At 69.7% G+C, this 13,882-nt stretch carries 16 protein-coding genes, 1 tRNA gene and 2 pseudogenes; 9 read left to right on the forward strand and 10 right to left on the reverse strand.

Going from position 1 to position 13,882, the window contains the following annotated elements; all coding sequences use genetic code 11:
* Positions 1 to 289: 289 nt before the first annotated feature.
* Both H0524_RS04835 and H0524_RS04840 read right to left on the reverse strand, forming a co-directional pair.
* Positions 290 to 1,600, reverse strand: a complete 1,311-nt coding sequence (locus H0524_RS04835; RefSeq protein WP_180197532.1) for a right-handed parallel beta-helix repeat-containing protein — start codon at positions 1,598 to 1,600, stop codon at positions 290 to 292.
* A gap of 134 nt (positions 1,601 to 1,734) precedes the next feature.
* Positions 1,735 to 2,853, reverse strand: coding sequence for a glycosyltransferase 87 family protein (locus H0524_RS04840; RefSeq protein ID WP_180197533.1), 1,119 nt, complete (start codon positions 2,851 to 2,853; stop codon positions 1,735 to 1,737).
* Positions 2,854 to 3,068: 215 nt separating this feature from the next.
* On the opposite strand from H0524_RS04840, the gene H0524_RS24455 reads away from it, so the two are divergent.
* The gene (locus H0524_RS24455) at positions 3,069 to 3,329 is read left to right on the forward strand and encodes a hypothetical protein (protein ID WP_255435768.1); all 261 of its coding nucleotides are present in this window, start codon (positions 3,069 to 3,071) and stop codon (positions 3,327 to 3,329) included.
* Here H0524_RS24455 and H0524_RS24460 read toward each other — a convergent pair.
* Positions 3,326 to 3,505: a hypothetical protein gene (locus H0524_RS24460; protein WP_255435769.1), complete on the reverse strand. Its 180-nt coding sequence runs from the start codon at positions 3,503 to 3,505 to the stop codon at positions 3,326 to 3,328. The genes H0524_RS24455 and H0524_RS24460 overlap by 4 nt on opposite strands.
* A 105-nt stretch (positions 3,506 to 3,610) precedes the next feature.
* Here H0524_RS24460 and H0524_RS24465 point away from each other — a divergent pair, with 105 nt between their 5' ends.
* Positions 3,611 to 4,375, forward strand: a complete 765-nt coding sequence (locus H0524_RS24465) for a histidine kinase (RefSeq protein ID WP_309225007.1) — start codon at positions 3,611 to 3,613, stop codon at positions 4,373 to 4,375.
* 39 nt (positions 4,376 to 4,414) lie between these two features.
* Here the strand turns inward: H0524_RS24465 and H0524_RS04850 are convergent.
* Positions 4,415 to 4,966 (reverse strand): annotated as a pseudogene (locus H0524_RS04850) (phosphatase PAP2 family protein); the annotation flags it as partial.
* A 127-nt stretch (positions 4,967 to 5,093) separates the two neighbouring features.
* Positions 5,094 to 6,176 (reverse strand): helix-turn-helix domain-containing protein, encoded by a 1,083-nt coding sequence (locus tag H0524_RS04855; protein WP_180197534.1) that lies wholly within the window; start codon positions 6,174 to 6,176, stop codon positions 5,094 to 5,096.
* A gap of 125 nt (positions 6,177 to 6,301) precedes the next feature.
* Here H0524_RS04855 and H0524_RS04860 point away from each other — a divergent pair, with 125 nt between their 5' ends.
* The 6 genes and pseudogenes from H0524_RS04860 to H0524_RS04880 all read left to right on the forward strand — a co-directional run bounded on the left by H0524_RS04860 (position 6,302) and on the right by H0524_RS04880 (position 9,046).
* The gene (locus H0524_RS04860; RefSeq protein WP_180197535.1) at positions 6,302 to 6,484 is read left to right on the forward strand and encodes a hypothetical protein; all 183 of its coding nucleotides are present in this window, start codon (positions 6,302 to 6,304) and stop codon (positions 6,482 to 6,484) included.
* Positions 6,484 to 6,705: a hypothetical protein gene (locus H0524_RS04865; RefSeq protein ID WP_180197536.1), complete on the forward strand. Its 222-nt coding sequence runs from the start codon at positions 6,484 to 6,486 to the stop codon at positions 6,703 to 6,705. The genes H0524_RS04860 and H0524_RS04865 overlap by 1 nt, the downstream gene beginning before the upstream one ends.
* Positions 6,702 to 6,881 carry a hypothetical protein gene (locus tag H0524_RS25345; protein WP_309225008.1) on the forward strand — a complete coding sequence of 60 codons (180 nt, stop codon included), beginning with the start codon at positions 6,702 to 6,704 and terminating at the stop codon, positions 6,879 to 6,881. The genes H0524_RS04865 and H0524_RS25345 overlap by 4 nt, the downstream gene beginning before the upstream one ends.
* An 89-nt stretch (positions 6,882 to 6,970) precedes the next feature.
* Positions 6,971 to 7,486, forward strand: coding sequence for a hypothetical protein (locus H0524_RS04870; protein ID WP_180197537.1), 516 nt, complete (start codon positions 6,971 to 6,973; stop codon positions 7,484 to 7,486).
* A 156-nt stretch (positions 7,487 to 7,642) separates the two neighbouring features.
* A pseudogene (locus H0524_RS04875) lies at positions 7,643 to 7,861 on the forward strand (hypothetical protein); the annotation flags it as partial.
* Positions 7,862 to 8,032: 171 nt separating this feature from the next.
* Positions 8,033 to 9,046, forward strand: coding sequence for a serine protease (locus H0524_RS04880; protein WP_218941333.1), 1,014 nt, complete (start codon positions 8,033 to 8,035; stop codon positions 9,044 to 9,046).
* A 345-nt stretch (positions 9,047 to 9,391) separates the two neighbouring features.
* On the opposite strand, the gene H0524_RS04885 is transcribed toward H0524_RS04880, so the two are convergent.
* A tRNA-Thr gene (locus H0524_RS04885) sits at positions 9,392 to 9,465 on the reverse strand.
* 152 nt (positions 9,466 to 9,617) lie between these two features.
* Here H0524_RS04885 and H0524_RS04890 point away from each other — a divergent pair.
* Positions 9,618 to 11,471 carry a metallophosphoesterase gene (locus tag H0524_RS04890; protein ID WP_180197539.1) on the forward strand — a complete coding sequence of 618 codons (1,854 nt, stop codon included), beginning with the start codon at positions 9,618 to 9,620 and terminating at the stop codon, positions 11,469 to 11,471.
* A 106-nt stretch (positions 11,472 to 11,577) separates the two neighbouring features.
* On the opposite strand, the gene H0524_RS04895 is transcribed toward H0524_RS04890, so the two are convergent.
* From H0524_RS04895 to H0524_RS04910, 4 genes are all read right to left on the reverse strand, one after another.
* Positions 11,578 to 12,411: a regulatory iron-sulfur-containing complex subunit RicT gene (locus H0524_RS04895; RefSeq protein WP_180197540.1), complete on the reverse strand. Its 834-nt coding sequence runs from the start codon at positions 12,409 to 12,411 to the stop codon at positions 11,578 to 11,580.
* A gap of 64 nt (positions 12,412 to 12,475) precedes the next feature.
* The gene (locus H0524_RS04900; protein ID WP_180197541.1) at positions 12,476 to 13,171 is read right to left on the reverse strand and encodes a hypothetical protein; all 696 of its coding nucleotides are present in this window, start codon (positions 13,169 to 13,171) and stop codon (positions 12,476 to 12,478) included.
* Positions 13,171 to 13,476, reverse strand: a complete 306-nt coding sequence (locus tag H0524_RS04905; protein WP_180197542.1) for a hypothetical protein — start codon at positions 13,474 to 13,476, stop codon at positions 13,171 to 13,173. The genes H0524_RS04900 and H0524_RS04905 overlap by 1 nt, the downstream gene beginning before the upstream one ends.
* Positions 13,477 to 13,806 (reverse strand): YbaB/EbfC family nucleoid-associated protein, encoded by a 330-nt coding sequence (locus H0524_RS04910; protein ID WP_018727563.1) that lies wholly within the window; start codon positions 13,804 to 13,806, stop codon positions 13,477 to 13,479. It lies immediately after the preceding gene.
* Positions 13,807 to 13,882: the final 76 nt, after the last annotated feature.

Consider the following 13,882-nt stretch of genomic DNA (forward strand, 5'->3'; position numbering starts at 1 on the left):
CGATGTCCTTCCCCCGCGAACGACAAGGAACCCGCCACCCGCAGCCACGGGGTGGTTCCTCGGCTACCGGACGGCGGTAGCAGCCACCCGCCACCTAAACCGACATTACGCCCAAACGAACATGAACCCGAATAGAACCCTGAAATAGGTGCCGGCGTCCGGCCTGTGGCCCGACACCGGGGGTCGACCCAGCAGCCCTCCGAACGGCCCGGCGACACCAACGGACCCAGCGGCAGGCCAGTCCCTCCGGGGTCCTTCCCACCCACTGGCCAGCGGTGCACGGTGGAGGTCACCCGGAGCAGTCAGGAACGTTCACGCAGTTGTCTGGTCGATTCTTGGCAACAGTGGTGCCGGTAGCAGTGGAGAGATCGACCGTGCCGCCCACCTCGTTGAAGATGCCGCCGCCGTCGATGCCGGCGACGTTCTCGGTGACCTTCGCGCGCAGCAGGGTGAGCGAGCCGCTCGCACCGTTGTAGATTCCGCCACCCGACTCGGTAGCCTGATTACCGGTGACCTTCGTACGCAGTAGCGTCAACGTGCCAAAGTTGTGCACGCCGCCACCGTCAACTCCGACATTGTCCTCTAGGGCGCTGTCCTCGACGAGGAGGGCTCCACCTTGCAGAAAGACCGCGCCCTGGCCACCGCCGGTTGCGGTGTTGTTGGAAATAGTGACCCGGGAAACCGTGAGCTGGAGAGGCACACCAGCGATGGCGGAGCCGCCCGCACCCGTTGTCGTGTTCCTCACAAAGCGCGTGTCGGCAATGATGCCGGTCACCCCACCAAGGACGAAGATGGCGCCGCCCTCGGCGGCCTGATGACCGACCAGCTCGCTCCGGGTGACCGTCAGGTGCCCACTGACGGTAAGCGCTCCGCCAGTGAGCGCGGTGTTCGCCTCGAACCGTGACTTGTCGATGGAGATCGCGCCGATACTGAAGATGCCGCCACCGATGTTCGCCGCGGCATTCCTACTGACGACCGAGTGTTCGATATGGAGAGAGCCGCCAATATTCCCAATTCCGCCGGCATCGCCCTCACTGGATACATTTTCGACAATCTTGCTATTTTTGATAGTGGCACCGCCACCCGGATTGATGAGGATCCCGCCGCCGTCGGTGTCGCCGGATATCTTCCCACCGGTGACGGTAAGGTGGTTCAGGGTGAGTCGACCGTTGGCCTCGACGCTGAGGATTCTGAATTCGTCGGCCGCGGCGGAGCGTTTGAGGGTGGTGTTTCTACCGCCGTTGAGGGTGATCGGAGTGGTGATCGCGGGCAGGCCGGCACCGTCGAGGTCAGCGGTGAGCAGATAGGTGCAGCCCGCGGCGAGGTCGAGCACCGCACCACCCTGAGCGTTGGCTCGGGTGATTTCGGCGATCAGCCGACCCGTGTCACAGCGCACCGGCGTACCCTTCGACTTTCCGAGCCGGTCATCGGCGGCGGCGCGGCCGACAGCGTCCCCGCCGGGGACGGTGATGCCGGCGGCGACGGCGGCGAGCGCCAGGCCGGCCGCTCCAGCCAGCCCGGCAGCCCGCCACCGTGACCTCGCCCGACCTTCGCCGGGTTGCTCCGAACTGACTCTGGTCGCGTGGCGCTGATGGTTCATCGCGGCGTTGACACCCTTCCCCATGAACGACGAGGAGCCCGAAGGCCGGGTGTTCCTCGGCTACCAGACCGGTGGTAGCAGCCATCCGCACGCTAGGCCGACACTGGTCTCGATCAGCCACGATCCTGAGAAATCTACTCAATTCGGGTATAACGACCGAAACAGGGCGCAGTGCTGCCGCGCACCCGCGCAGAGCCGGGATGCAGGCGGAACCACACAGCGATGGTCAACGGCATCAGGAAATAGCCGAACCGGGTGGCGGGGGCCAGACAGATGGCCACCGCGAGGGCGAAGGCGAGCCGGTCAGCGGCGGCGACCAGCGTCCGCGGCGGTCTCGTCACCAGTGCGACGGCGACAGCCACCGCGGCCGAGGCGAGCAGTACCAGGGCGAGCAGGCGCCCGCCCGGCAGCAGCGTGGCGACAAGATGCCCGGGCAACGGACTCGCGGCAGGCGAGGCAACCTGACCCGCTCCCAGCGGATAGCGCAGCACATGTTCGACGAAGGCTCCCGGCGAGACGAGGAAGCTCGGAACCGTCAGGACGGCGAGGACCACGGCGGCCACGACGCCCGCACCCGACGCGGCCCGCCCGCCCCGACGCACCGCGAGCAGGACCAGCACCACCACCAGCACGGGCCAGGCCGTCCACTTCATCGCTGCCGCCGCGCCGGCGGCCAGCCCGGTCGCCGCGGGGCGACCCGCGGCGGCGGTCGCGAGGGCGAGGCACATCAGCGCCGTGACCGGCAGGTCGATGCCCCCGGTTGCCAGCGGCAGGGCCAGCAGCGGAAAAGCGGCCAGGAGCGCGAGGGCCCGGGGCAGGCAGTGGCCGAGGGCGACCCGGGCGGCCACCGCCAGGGCGAGCCCGAAGACCAACGCGAATCCCCAGCGGGCATCGGTCATCGGGCTGTCGCCGACCAGCGCGTACGGCAGCCCGAACAGCGCCATCGCCGGCAGGTACGGGTTGTGGTCCTCGAGCTGGGATGGCTCGGGCAGGTACGGGCTGCCGGTGTGCAGCAGCAGCACGCCCGACTGGTGCACGACATCGACCTCGAGCTGCCCCTGCCGGTGCGCGACCAGCCACATCATGGGTACGAGGGCCGCTCCCACCGCCGCGACGTACGGCGCAGCCCGGCGCAGTCCCCTCGAACCGCCGACGGCCAGGGCCCCGGCCACGGCGTAGCCGATGGCCGCGCAGCACCCCCAGACCCGGTGCGGCTCCTGGTCGGTGACCGCGGCCAGGAGCAGCGCCGCCACGGCGCACCCCGCCCACAGCAGTAGCCACGGCCCGGGTCCGGCCCGACGGGGTGACCGCCGCCGGGCCGAAGACACCGGAAGCGGTGGAGGTAGTAACGGGGCTTTGATCATTTCCTGCGCCTTCCACATCGGAGTAGCGCAAGTCTCGAAAGATCACGGGTCCGGATCGTCACTCTAAAGTGCGATCTTCGGTGTCAACCTCGGGTTTGACCTCGATGTCACAGGTCAAACCCGACGGTGACGCGTACGGGCCGGTGCTCCGAGAGAATCGGCGAATGCCCCCACTGCGCCGCCCCACCGCGCTACGCCTGGCAGACGTACCGCGGCAGCCCTGGTACCCGACCGTCAGCGCCGCCATGATCGCCGCGGTGGCGGTTGTGGAGATCGCCGTGGCCCGCCTCACCTCGCCCACCGTGTCGTCACGGCAGCCGCCGCGGTCGTACCGCTGGTCTGGCGGCACCGTCGTCCCTGGCTAGCCGCCGCGGCCACCGCCGCCGCGCTGCTCAACTTCCTCGTCCAGCCCGAACTGCTGCTCTGCGCCGGCCTGGCCGGCGCAACCGGTCTCTACGCCACCGCGCGGCACCGCCTGCTTCCCCCGACTATTCTCACCGCCGCCGGGGTCGGCGCGGCGGTCCTGGTCAACCTGGGTCACCTCGCCCTGGGCACCTACGACCTCGGCGGGGCCCGCGCGGAGATTGACGCCGTCCGCCCGGAGCTGGGCGCCGCGGGGTCCCTCTCCTACTTCGCCGAGTCATTCGTGCTGGCCTGCGCCATCACCGCCATCGTGGTGCTCGCGGACTCCGTCCATGGCCGCAAGCAGTACCGCCGGGAACGCGACGCCACCCGGCGACGGCTGGTGGAGTTAGAACGCCGGGAGGCCGCGGCGGCCGAACGCGCCCGGATCGCCCGCGAGCTGCACGACATCGTGGCCCACACCGTCTCCGTGATCGCCGTACAGGCGGAGGCGCGAAGCTACACCATCCCGAACCTCCCCGCCGACGCCCGGGACGGCTTTCAGTCCATCGCCAACTCGGCCCGCGCCTCGCTCGTGGAGTTGCGCAGCCTCGTTGACGTGCTGCGCCAGGAAGACGGGGCCGCCGCCACCGCACCGCAGCCGACCCTGGCGGATCTCACCGCACTGCTGGAGGCCCACCGCGCCGCCGGTGGGACGGTGGACCTGCTCATCACCAGCCCCCGACCCCGCGCCACCGCCGCGGTGGAGTTGGCCGCCTACCGCATCATCCAGGAGGCGCTGACCAACGTTCGCCGGCACGCTCCCGGCGCCCACGCCACCTGCCGGATCGACCACACCCGACAGCACATCCGGGTGTACGTCGCCAACACCACCCCCAGCGACCCAACACCGGCCCACCTGACCGGGGTCAGCCACGGCTACGGCCTCGACGGCATGCACGAACGGGCCACCCTGCTCGGCGGCCGCCTGGACTGGCACCCGACGTCCGACGGGGGCTTCGCCGTGACCGCGCTCCTACCGGTCACCGCCGCTGACCGGAGCCCGTAGCCGCCCACGCCTGCATCTCCGCAGCCCTGCACCTCGCTGTCACCGACCACGGCGACCAGCCGGCCGGGTGACGGCAGGTGCGGCTCTCCGAGCGGCGAGCAACCGACCCAGACCGGGCTTCTCCCGTAGGGAGTCGACCAGCCCGGTCGCTGGGCGGGCCAGCAGGGCCGCCACGATCAGGGTCACCGCCGCTCCAATCAGAAGCCCGGCCAGTACGTCGTGTGGATAGTGCACGCCGACGAAGACCCGGGAGAAGCCGGCCAGCACGGCGAGCGGCAGCACGAGCAAGCCCACCCGCCAGGAGGCCAGGAAGATCGCTACCACCAACCCGAAAGCGATGGTGCTGTGGTTGCTGGGAAACGACCAGTCACCGGGGGGTGGGCACGTCTGCGCGATGATCGGCAAGCCCGAGAACGTCCGGCAGGGGCGCTCCGCGTCCAGGTAGGTCTTGGCCCACTCGCTGATTCCGTAGGCGAGCACCACAGCGAACCCACTGACCAGCGCCATCGCCATCAGCCGGGACGGTCCTCGACGAGCGTGCCGGAAGACCAACCACCAGGTCACCGCCAGGAGAACGATGCCGAGATCGGACGAAATCCGCCAGCTCCAACTCGAGAAGTGGGGTGTATGGGAATTCGTACGGTGCAGGTGACGGCGTGACGTGCGGGCAGGGAGTACCGTCGATGGCGGCAGGGCGCCGGGGTTGAGGCCGGCGGTGTTACGTCCCTCGCCGCGCGGCCTGCTCCACTTCCCGCAGCATGAGTGCCAGGCTCTGCGATCGGCGGTCGGCCGGTAGGGCATCCATTGCCCGCTGGGCGTAGGCGACCCCGCCCGCGCTGTCACCGGCTTTGACCATCGTGAGTCCACGATGCAGCTCGATATGAGTAGCGAAACGCGGCAGATCACCGGGTCGTGTGCGGTCGGCTTCCTCTTGGGCCTCGGACCCGGGGCCGGGCGTCCCGAGGCGGGCATACAACATGCTCCGGAAGGTGGCCATCCGCCACGGCGGAACGGCGGTATCAGACACCTCGCCATCCGCCGATGCCACATGGTCGAACACCCGTCGAGCATCGGTATCGAGCGCGACAGCTCCGCTCCGGTCCCCACGTCCCGCCGCCACGTGCGCCTGCGCCATCAATGCCTGGACGCGCCCGAGTGACGGCCGGTCCGACAGCGCGACAGCCTGATCGGCGTACCGCCGCGCCGTGGTCAGCGCCGCCCCCTCGTAGGCCAACGCGATTGCGGCCCGGCCCCGGACCCAGACCCGCACGGCGAGATCGTGGCACCGGTCGGCGGCCACCCCAGCTAGGTCATACCAACGGATAGCCTCAGTGGGGTTGGGAGTGGTCTTGCCGTAGGTCACCAACGCCCTCGCGGCGTGTGACCACATGGCCGGCGTATCCAAGTGCTGTTGCAGGACCACGAGATCACTGGCGAGGCGGGACTGCAGCGCCGCAGCTCCCACCGCCATGTAGTCCCGACCGTACTGGTCGACCCGCTCCCGCCAGTCCTCCTCAGCAGTCCGGCCGCGTAGCGCAGCGCTGAACCCGGCCCGGATCAGTTCGCCGGCCACGACCGGGCCGACGGCACCGGCCGCCAGGCCGAACATCTGTCGACGCCTCATCTCATCCTCCCCGAGGAGCCGCGCGTAGGCGAGCACGATGTCGGGCGTTGCTGTCCTCCGCCCAGCCTCAACATTGCTCAGGTGCGACACCGAATACGAGGTACGAGCGGCCATTGAGGCCAACGTAACCCCGGCCTCGGTACGAGTCTGCCGGAGCTGGGCGCCGAGATCGTCCACACGTCCCCCTGCTGAAAAGCCTGAAAACATCGACCTCCTTCCGAGCGTAGTCCCGTAGTCGCACGCTGAAATCACACGACGCGGCCGGATGGATGTCCGAGGCGCCAGGGTGAGGGAGCACGCGCATGATCCGGCTATTCCGCCAACTCCGCCGCCGCCGGCCCGCACGGTTGGACGCGGTCGGCCCCGCCACCCGGTACGCCGCGCGGGCCGGCGCCTACTCCCCGCTGCACAACCAGCCGACGGTCATCTTCGACAACCGTCCGTTGCTGACCCCGCTTGCCCGGCAACGGGCGAACCGCCGGTGATGGCCACGCACGCCCGGCCCAGCCTGTCGACGGTCCAGCTACGTAACCGGATGATCGTGTCCGCCCGGCGGATCATCACCGGGCACTGGCCGCGGGTGGACCGGTGCCCGGTCTGCGGTTCCGCATGGCCGTGCCCGCCTACCGAAACCGCCTACGGCTACCTCGCCACGGTCGGGCAGGGCAACTGGGCGCCATCGCCGCGCGCCGGGAGTAGGCGTTGACACCGGCCGAGGCTACTGTCCGCCGGTGGTGGCGGGACCTGGCCGAGCATCACCAGGTTGACGGCCGCTGCCCCGTGTGCGGCACCCCGCGGCGGTGCTGGCCGTGGGCGGAGGCATACGCCGGGCTACTCACCCATGGCCTGCTCGGCCCACCCCTATCTCCGGAGGCGACGTGATGCGCTGGAGCCGCGCCCCGCCCACCCCGCCGGTACACTGGCCCGGCCCGTGAGCAGCCACGATCCCCGGATAGATCAGGAGAGCGCCCGTGCAGGTAACCCAGGCCCTGGACGTGATGACTGCCATCTTCCGGGCAGCCGAGCACCCCGACATCGTCGAGGTCACCCGCTACGGCGCCGATGCCCAGCCGGGCGGACAGTCGCCCGCGGGGATCAAGGTCAGACACCAGTCCGGGACAGCCGCCATGCTGTGGGCCGGCGTACCACCGCGCGACGCCACACCGGTACCGCTGCCCACCGGGCCGCTGCCACCGAAGCAGCGCGCCGCCCGAATCCTCGTGCTCGCCCAGCAACTCCTCGATGTTGCCCGGCCCGAGGTGTTCACCTCGTGGGAGCTGTGCCGCCAGCCCGGTGTTGAGGTGCCGGTCGCCGCCGCGATCCGCATCACTGCCAGCGACCGTTCGGTGATCTACCTCCGAGCTACCGCGGCATCCGGAGGCACGTCCGAGCCCGAGACCGACCCGTATCCGGACTACCAAATCCCCCAGGGAGTCCAGTCATGGCATCGTCTCAATGCTCCGCATGCGGAGCCCGCGTCAGTGTGAGCCCCGGCCGGTCCTGCCCACCGCATCAGGCGATGGGTAATCGGGCCCGCTGCCCGGGCTCCGGACAGCCCACCATGTAACAGCAGAGGCCCTGCCCTCCCGGCCTGGGAGGGCAGGGCCTCTGCTGTGTCGTGGTCCCGACTGGTGCCATCACAGGCACCCGCGGCCTCCGCAGAGCCAGCCGCGGACACGGTCGATCCGTACGAGGTGTACCTAGACCTGGCCCCGGAAGACGCGGTGGAGCTGTCACGGGAGGACGCGCAGACCCGCGCCTACCTCGGGTGCGGTCAGCCGTGGGCGCCGAAAACAGTTGACGCGGCGCTGGCCGAGGCATACGGCGAGCTGTGCGCGAAGCTCGAAGAGCGCACGGGATAGCCCCGGACACGACGAAGCGCCCTGCCCGGCCGTGAGGCCAGGCGGGGCGTTGTCGTTGAGCGGCGTGGTCGTACCGAAAAGGGATCTAACTAGCACTCGCACCAATGCCTTCCACTATGGACGATGGTTCGATATGGTGCGCTGGCGATTGTATGTGATGAATGAGAGGACGTGACGTTGAAGTCTGCCCTGCGCTGGTCCATCATGGCCGGCCTGACGCTCGCGCTGGTCGCGACCGGACCCGTGAACGCCGAACCAACCACGAGCACGACCGACCCTGGCAGCATCGTGAGTGACGTCAGCCGCACCAGCGGGGGTCGGGAACTCACCAACGAGGAAGCCCTTAACGAGCTCCGCGAATACTGGACACCCGAGCGGATGGCTAACGCCATCCCCATGGACCGCGTGGAGGTGAAGGGCGCGCCCGCGGTGCCGCAGCAGGCGCCCAAGGCGGACGGACCGCCGATCACAATCAGCGAACCGGCACCGCCGAGCATCACCCGCAGCCCCAACGCCACAGCCAGCGTCGACTCAGTTGCTACTGGGAAAGTCTTCTTTACTAAGTCCAGCGGCGGCGATTACGTCTGCTCGGCGAGTGTGGTGAACAGCCCCTCGGGGCAGCTGGTCTCCACCGCCGGGCACTGTGTGCATGATGGAGGCAAAGACAGCGATGGCTGGCACAAAAATTGGATTTTCCTGCCAGCCTATGACGATGGTCCGGATTTAACGACCGGGATATGGGCTAGTGTAGCAAAATTCACCTTCGTGGGGTGGTCGCAAAACGAGAAGCGCCAGTATGACGTGGGTTTCGTCGTAACAGGCACCGCACCCGGGGCGGGGGCAATCAGGGATGTTGTTGGTGCTCACGGTCTAATATTGGACTTTCCGTACGGCAAAGTCACGGAAATCAGCTATCCGGTCAACTTCCACAACGGCGAACGGCCTTTCTTCAACGTGGATGACTCGGCCGAGCTGCGAGATGATGTATTCGTTGGGATTGACACCCCATCGGAGGGCGGCGCCAGCGGGTCTCCCTTCCTGACCGATTACAACGGTGGCGTGGGTTATATTAACAGCATACATACTCACGGTTATTCGTCTATCCCTGGGAAAGGTTGGGGGCCGTTATTCGGCGCTCATGTCGGGGACCTTTATGACGACGCGGAAGAATACGCCGCTTCTTGAGTTCAGGGTCAACCGTAGTTGGCCGCCGGCCAAGAAACGCGTGGGCTGACCCGGACATGACGGGACGCCCGTCCGGCTTCGCGTCGGGCGGCGCAATCCGGGGCGCCGGGCGTCACCTCCTCGGCCCGGCCGACACCCCATATCGGGGCGCGGCCGGCGTGCCGAGCAGCACCCCAACCACGGCCACCGCACCTCTCCGATCTTGCTGAGCATCGGGCTCGGAAGAGCGCCGGGTAGCTGTGTGTCCTCAGATAGTGATCACACGATGCACTTGATCGCCACCGGTCGACCCCTGACACGACGAAGGGCCTGGTCAGCGATGTGACCAGGCCCTTCGTTGCCCCGAGCCGCCTGACGGAATCGAACCGTCGACCTACGCATTACGAGTGCGTCGCTCTAGCCGACTGAGCTAAGGCGGCAACGATCAGCAAGTGTACGCCACCCGGCCGGACCCGCCGATCGGGATCCCCACCGGGACCGGGCGGCCGAACGCGGCACCCTCCCGGACCGGGCGCCGTAACCTGACGTTCTCCAGATAGCGCCGCCGACCCGACCGCACTACGCTGCGCAGATGACGGACGACCATGCTGCTGGCCTCCCGGACCAGCACCCCACTCCGCACGGGTCGGACGGCAACGGTGACCAGGACGAGCGGGGCCCCGGCCACCCGGGCGCCGGTCCGGGATCGACGGCCCAACGGCCCGGGCCGCCGCCGAGTGGCCCACACGCCAGCGAGGCGGCCGGCGGGCAGCCGGCGCACCGCCCCCGCAGCACCGACCCGCTCGAACTGGGCTTCACCCCACGCAAGCCGGTGCCGTGGCTGGCGCCGCTCCTGCTGATCAGCACCGGTATCCGGACGCTGCTCGCGCTGCTGTTCGGCGCCTACCTGGACAAACGGGAGCTACAGCACACCTTCGACGCGACGGTGACCCGGCAGGTCGGGCCGGACGGTGGGCTCTGGCTGGACTACGTCGCCGACCTTGGCGATGGCTTCGACGCCACGTACTCGGTGGCGTACCTGCTGGCCCAGCGGGAGCTGACGGTGGACGGGCACCGGCTGCCCCGGGCGCAGGTGCTGGTGCTGGGGGGTGATCAGGTCTACCCATCGGCGGCCTTCGACACGTATGAGGACCGGTGCAAGGGCCCGTACCAGGCGGCACTGCCGGTCACCCCGCCCGAACAGCCGACGCTCTTCGCGATCCCCGGCAACCACGACTGGTACGACGGCCTCACCGCGTTCCTGCGCCTCTTCGTCCGGTCCCGGGACCGGCACTTCGGCGGCTGGAACACCGCGCAGACCCGGTCGTACTTCGCGGTGGAGTTGCCGGCGGACTGGTGGTTGTTCGGCCTGGATGACCAGTCCGGCTCATACCTGGACGACCCGCAGCTCAGCTACTTCGACTCGGTGGCGGAGCGGCTGGGGCCGCAGAGCCGGGTGATCCTGGCCGTCCCGATGCCGACCTGGACCAAGGCCACCACCAAAGACCCCTCGGCGTACGACTCGATCGACTATTTCATTCGCACCATCGTCGCGCCGACCGGCGCCCAGGTACGCCTGCTCATCTCCGGCGACCACCACCACTACGCCCGCTACGTGGGGCCGGGCCGCCAGCTGATCACCTGTGGCGGCGGCGGCGCGTACCTCTATCCGACGCACCTGTTGCCCCAGCGCATCGAGGTCCCGCCGAAGGAGACGCGGGCGCGGCGGGCGAGTGCCCCGCACTCCTACGAGCTGGCCGGATGCTACCCGGACGCGGCGCGGTCCCGACGGTACGCCTGGGGCATCTTCCCGCGGCTGCCGTGGCGCAACCCGGGCTTCACCACGCTGCTCGGCGCCCTGTACACGCTGCTGATCCTGTCGATGGTCGGCGTCTACACGAACCACAACGGCACCCAGCTACGGCTGTTCAGCGTTCCGTTGGTGGCGATGCTGTTGGTGACCCTTACCGCGACGGTCCTCTTCGCCGAGGCACCCGGTGCCGTGCAGCGACGGCTCCGGCACTGGCTGCTCGGCCTGGGGCACGGCCTGGCCCATCTGGGATTGGCGGCCGCCGGCACCTGGGTGTGGCTGGCGCTGCCGTTCCACGACTGGCCGTGGCCGCTGTCGGTGGTCGCCGCGGTTGTCTTCTTCGGCTCGGTGGGCGGGCTGGTTGCCAGCCAGCTGGTGGCGGCGTACCTCCTGGTCGCCAGCGCCTTCGGGGTCAACGGCAACGAGCTCTTCGCCGGGCAGGGGATCGAGGACTCGAAGGGTTTTGTCCGCATGCGCATCGCCCCGGACGGGACGTTGACGATCTACCCGATCGGGGTGGATCGGGTGGGCCGCCACTGGCAGGTCAACCCCGACCAGTCGGCCGAATCGTCGTGGCTGGTCCCGCGGACCCCGCTGGAGCCCCGCCTGGCCGAGCCCCCGGTGGTCCTCCGCTGAACCACCGGCCGCCGCTCGCGGGGCGGCCGTGATCGCCGCGGTCGTGGTCGCCGCGGTCGTGGTCGCGCCGCAGTCATAGTCGCGCCGCGGTCGCGGTCAGCTGCGGTCAGTCGCGGTCACGTGACTCGTACGCCTGGCGTGACCCGCAGACGTCGGAGAGCGCGCACCGTCGAATGGATCCGTCGGCGATCTGCCGGACGGTGACCGTCTCGCTCGGTGGATGCCGGGACACCACCTTCGCTGTTCCCGCTGGTGTCTCGACTCGCTGACCCGCGGCGGGGTATGCACCGCTGCCGGAGTACAGCGGATGCTCGAACTTGAGGCAGCACATCAGCCGACCGCACGCGCCGGAGATGCGCAGCGGGTTGAGGGGCAGATCCTGGTCCTTGGCCATTCGGATGGTCACCGGCTCGAAGTCGGTGAGGAAGGTGGCGCAGCACAGGTCCCGCCCGCAGGAGCCGATGCCGCCCTGCACCCGGGCCGAGTCACGGGCGGAGAGCTGACGCAGCTCGACCCGGCAGTGCAGGGTCGCGCCGAGGTCCCGGACCAGTGACCGGAAGTCCACCCGGTGCGGGGCGGTGAAGTAGATCGTGCTTCGCTCGTCGCCCTCCGCCGCACCGCGCACGTGGTCCACGGCGACCACCTTCATCGGCAGATCGTGCTCCCGGATCAGGCGTTTCGCCGCGACCTTCGCCTCGGCTCTGCGGCGGCGCAGCAGCTCGTCGCGGCGCAGATCCTCCGCCTGGGCCAGCCCGGCCAGGCGGGGGAACCCCTCCGTGTCGTCGGAGGTCCACTGGGCGGCCCAGACGCACTCGGCCACCTCGGGCCCCTCGTCGGTGGGGACCAGCACCTTGTCGCCGACCTGGGGCCGAAACTCGCCGGGATCGAAGTAGTACAGGCGCCCGTACCGGTGGAAACTGACCGCGCAGAGCATGCCCATACTCTCACCCTACGTCGCTGTCGGGCCCGTCCTGGACCACTACTCTCGGCCGGGGCACGGGTGCTCACCATCCGACGTGGGTCGGGGTGTCGTAGCGGGGCGTTCCGATGACCGGCGCCCGCCAGGGGGACTCGGCCAGGTTGGGCCCCCAGTGCCGCAGAAGTGTCTCCGCCCCGTCGTAGGCGGCGGAGAGCACCGCCAGCACCCGCGCGGCGATCTCGGCCGCCTCGACCTCCGCCGCGGGATGTGGCACCGACACCGCGAACCGCACCGGGGCCGCAGCGGGCGCCGACGTCGCGGCGACCACGGCCACCGCCTCGGCCGAGCCCAACGCGCCGGCCAGGGTTCGGGCGAGCGTACGCCGACTGCCCTCGATCCACTCGGCGATGGCGTCGGCGTAACCGGCGGTCGACTCCAACCGCCCCACCAGGCTCTCCGGCCCCTCGTCGAGGTGGCGTAGCAGCGCGGCCCGGTTCTCCCCGAAGGCGGTCCCGGCGGCGCCGGACCAGGGCACCGGTTCGGTGAGCGCGGCGGAGACCTCGTCATACCCCCGGACCAGCTGGCGCACGGACCGACCGGCATCGGAGAAGGCCGCGGCGGGTAACTCCAGGAAGCTGCGCACCGCCGCACCGGGGAGCACCTGCATGCGGCGCAGCAACGGCCAGACCCGGTGCCCCTCCGGTGCGCCGGTGGCGAGCAGGGCGTCGACCCGACGCAGCAGGTCAAGACCGGGCTCGGCGAGTCGGTCCAGTGGGTCCATCACGTCTCCCCCAGGAACTGCCGACGCGCGTCCTGGTCGGTCTCGACGTAGTTGTCGGCGGCGGACCGGACGGCGGCTGCCACCGCGGCCAGCCGCTGGGCGGCCAGGTGAGCCTCGCGGGCCCGATCACCGGTGGCGGCCGTCCACTGCCGGTGCAGGGCCCGGCCAATCTCGCCGGGGCGTCCCACCGCATCTCCGCCGAAGGCGACTCCCGGCGGATCGGTGGCCGGCGCAGCGTAGGAGAGGTCGGTCAGCGTGTCACTCGCCGCCTCCAGCCGACCGGCGAGGGAGCGCAACGTCTCCATTCACGCCCCCGTGAGCGGACGGTAGGCGGCGAAGGTCTCGTTGTGTAGCTTTTCCCGCGCCCACTGCGCGGCGTCGGCTGCGGCGGCCACCGCCGCCTGCACGGACCCGGCGACGTCGCCGGGCCGGCGGTTCTGCAACGTGCCGAGGAACCGCACGCCGGTGATCCGCCCCGCCGCGGTGACCGCCACCTCGACCAGCCCGTCCGGCGAACGGACCGTGACCTCGACCGTCGTCACCGCCTGGTCGAACTCGGACTGCAGGGACTCGATCCGGCGGTAGCGCCGCACCGCCTCCTCGATCCAGGTTTCGTCGATCTCCCCCCGCGGCATCGGCGTCCTCCCACACTGGAATAACTCAGCGTCGCCCCCGCGTCACTGTGGCACCCGGACCGTACCGCACCGAAGT

It is taken from the genome of Salinispora sp. H7-4 (assembly GCF_013416675.1).
In the GTDB taxonomy this organism is placed as follows: domain Bacteria; phylum Actinomycetota; class Actinomycetes; order Mycobacteriales; family Micromonosporaceae; genus Micromonospora; species Micromonospora vitiensis.

Excerpts from the sequence above, each read along its gene's own strand:
- H0524_RS04835 (WP_180197532.1), bottom strand. The coding sequence starts at position 1,600 with ATGAACCATCAGCGCCACGCGACCAGAGTCAGTTCGGAGCAACCCGGC.
- H0524_RS24455 (WP_255435768.1), top strand. The coding sequence starts at position 3,069 with ATGTCACAGGTCAAACCCGACGGTGACGCGTACGGGCCGGTGCTCCGA.
- H0524_RS04860 (WP_180197535.1), top strand. The coding sequence starts at position 6,302 with ATGATCCGGCTATTCCGCCAACTCCGCCGCCGCCGGCCCGCACGGTTG.
- H0524_RS04865 (WP_180197536.1), top strand. The coding sequence starts at position 6,484 with ATGGCCACGCACGCCCGGCCCAGCCTGTCGACGGTCCAGCTACGTAAC.
- H0524_RS04890 (WP_180197539.1), top strand. The coding sequence starts at position 9,618 with ATGACGGACGACCATGCTGCTGGCCTCCCGGACCAGCACCCCACTCCG.
- H0524_RS04895 (WP_180197540.1), bottom strand. The coding sequence starts at position 12,411 with ATGGGCATGCTCTGCGCGGTCAGTTTCCACCGGTACGGGCGCCTGTAC.
- H0524_RS04900 (WP_180197541.1), bottom strand. The coding sequence starts at position 13,171 with ATGGACCCACTGGACCGACTCGCCGAGCCCGGTCTTGACCTGCTGCGT.
- H0524_RS04905 (WP_180197542.1), bottom strand. The coding sequence starts at position 13,476 with ATGGAGACGTTGCGCTCCCTCGCCGGTCGGCTGGAGGCGGCGAGTGAC.
- H0524_RS04910 (WP_018727563.1), bottom strand. The coding sequence starts at position 13,806 with ATGCCGCGGGGGGAGATCGACGAAACCTGGATCGAGGAGGCGGTGCGG.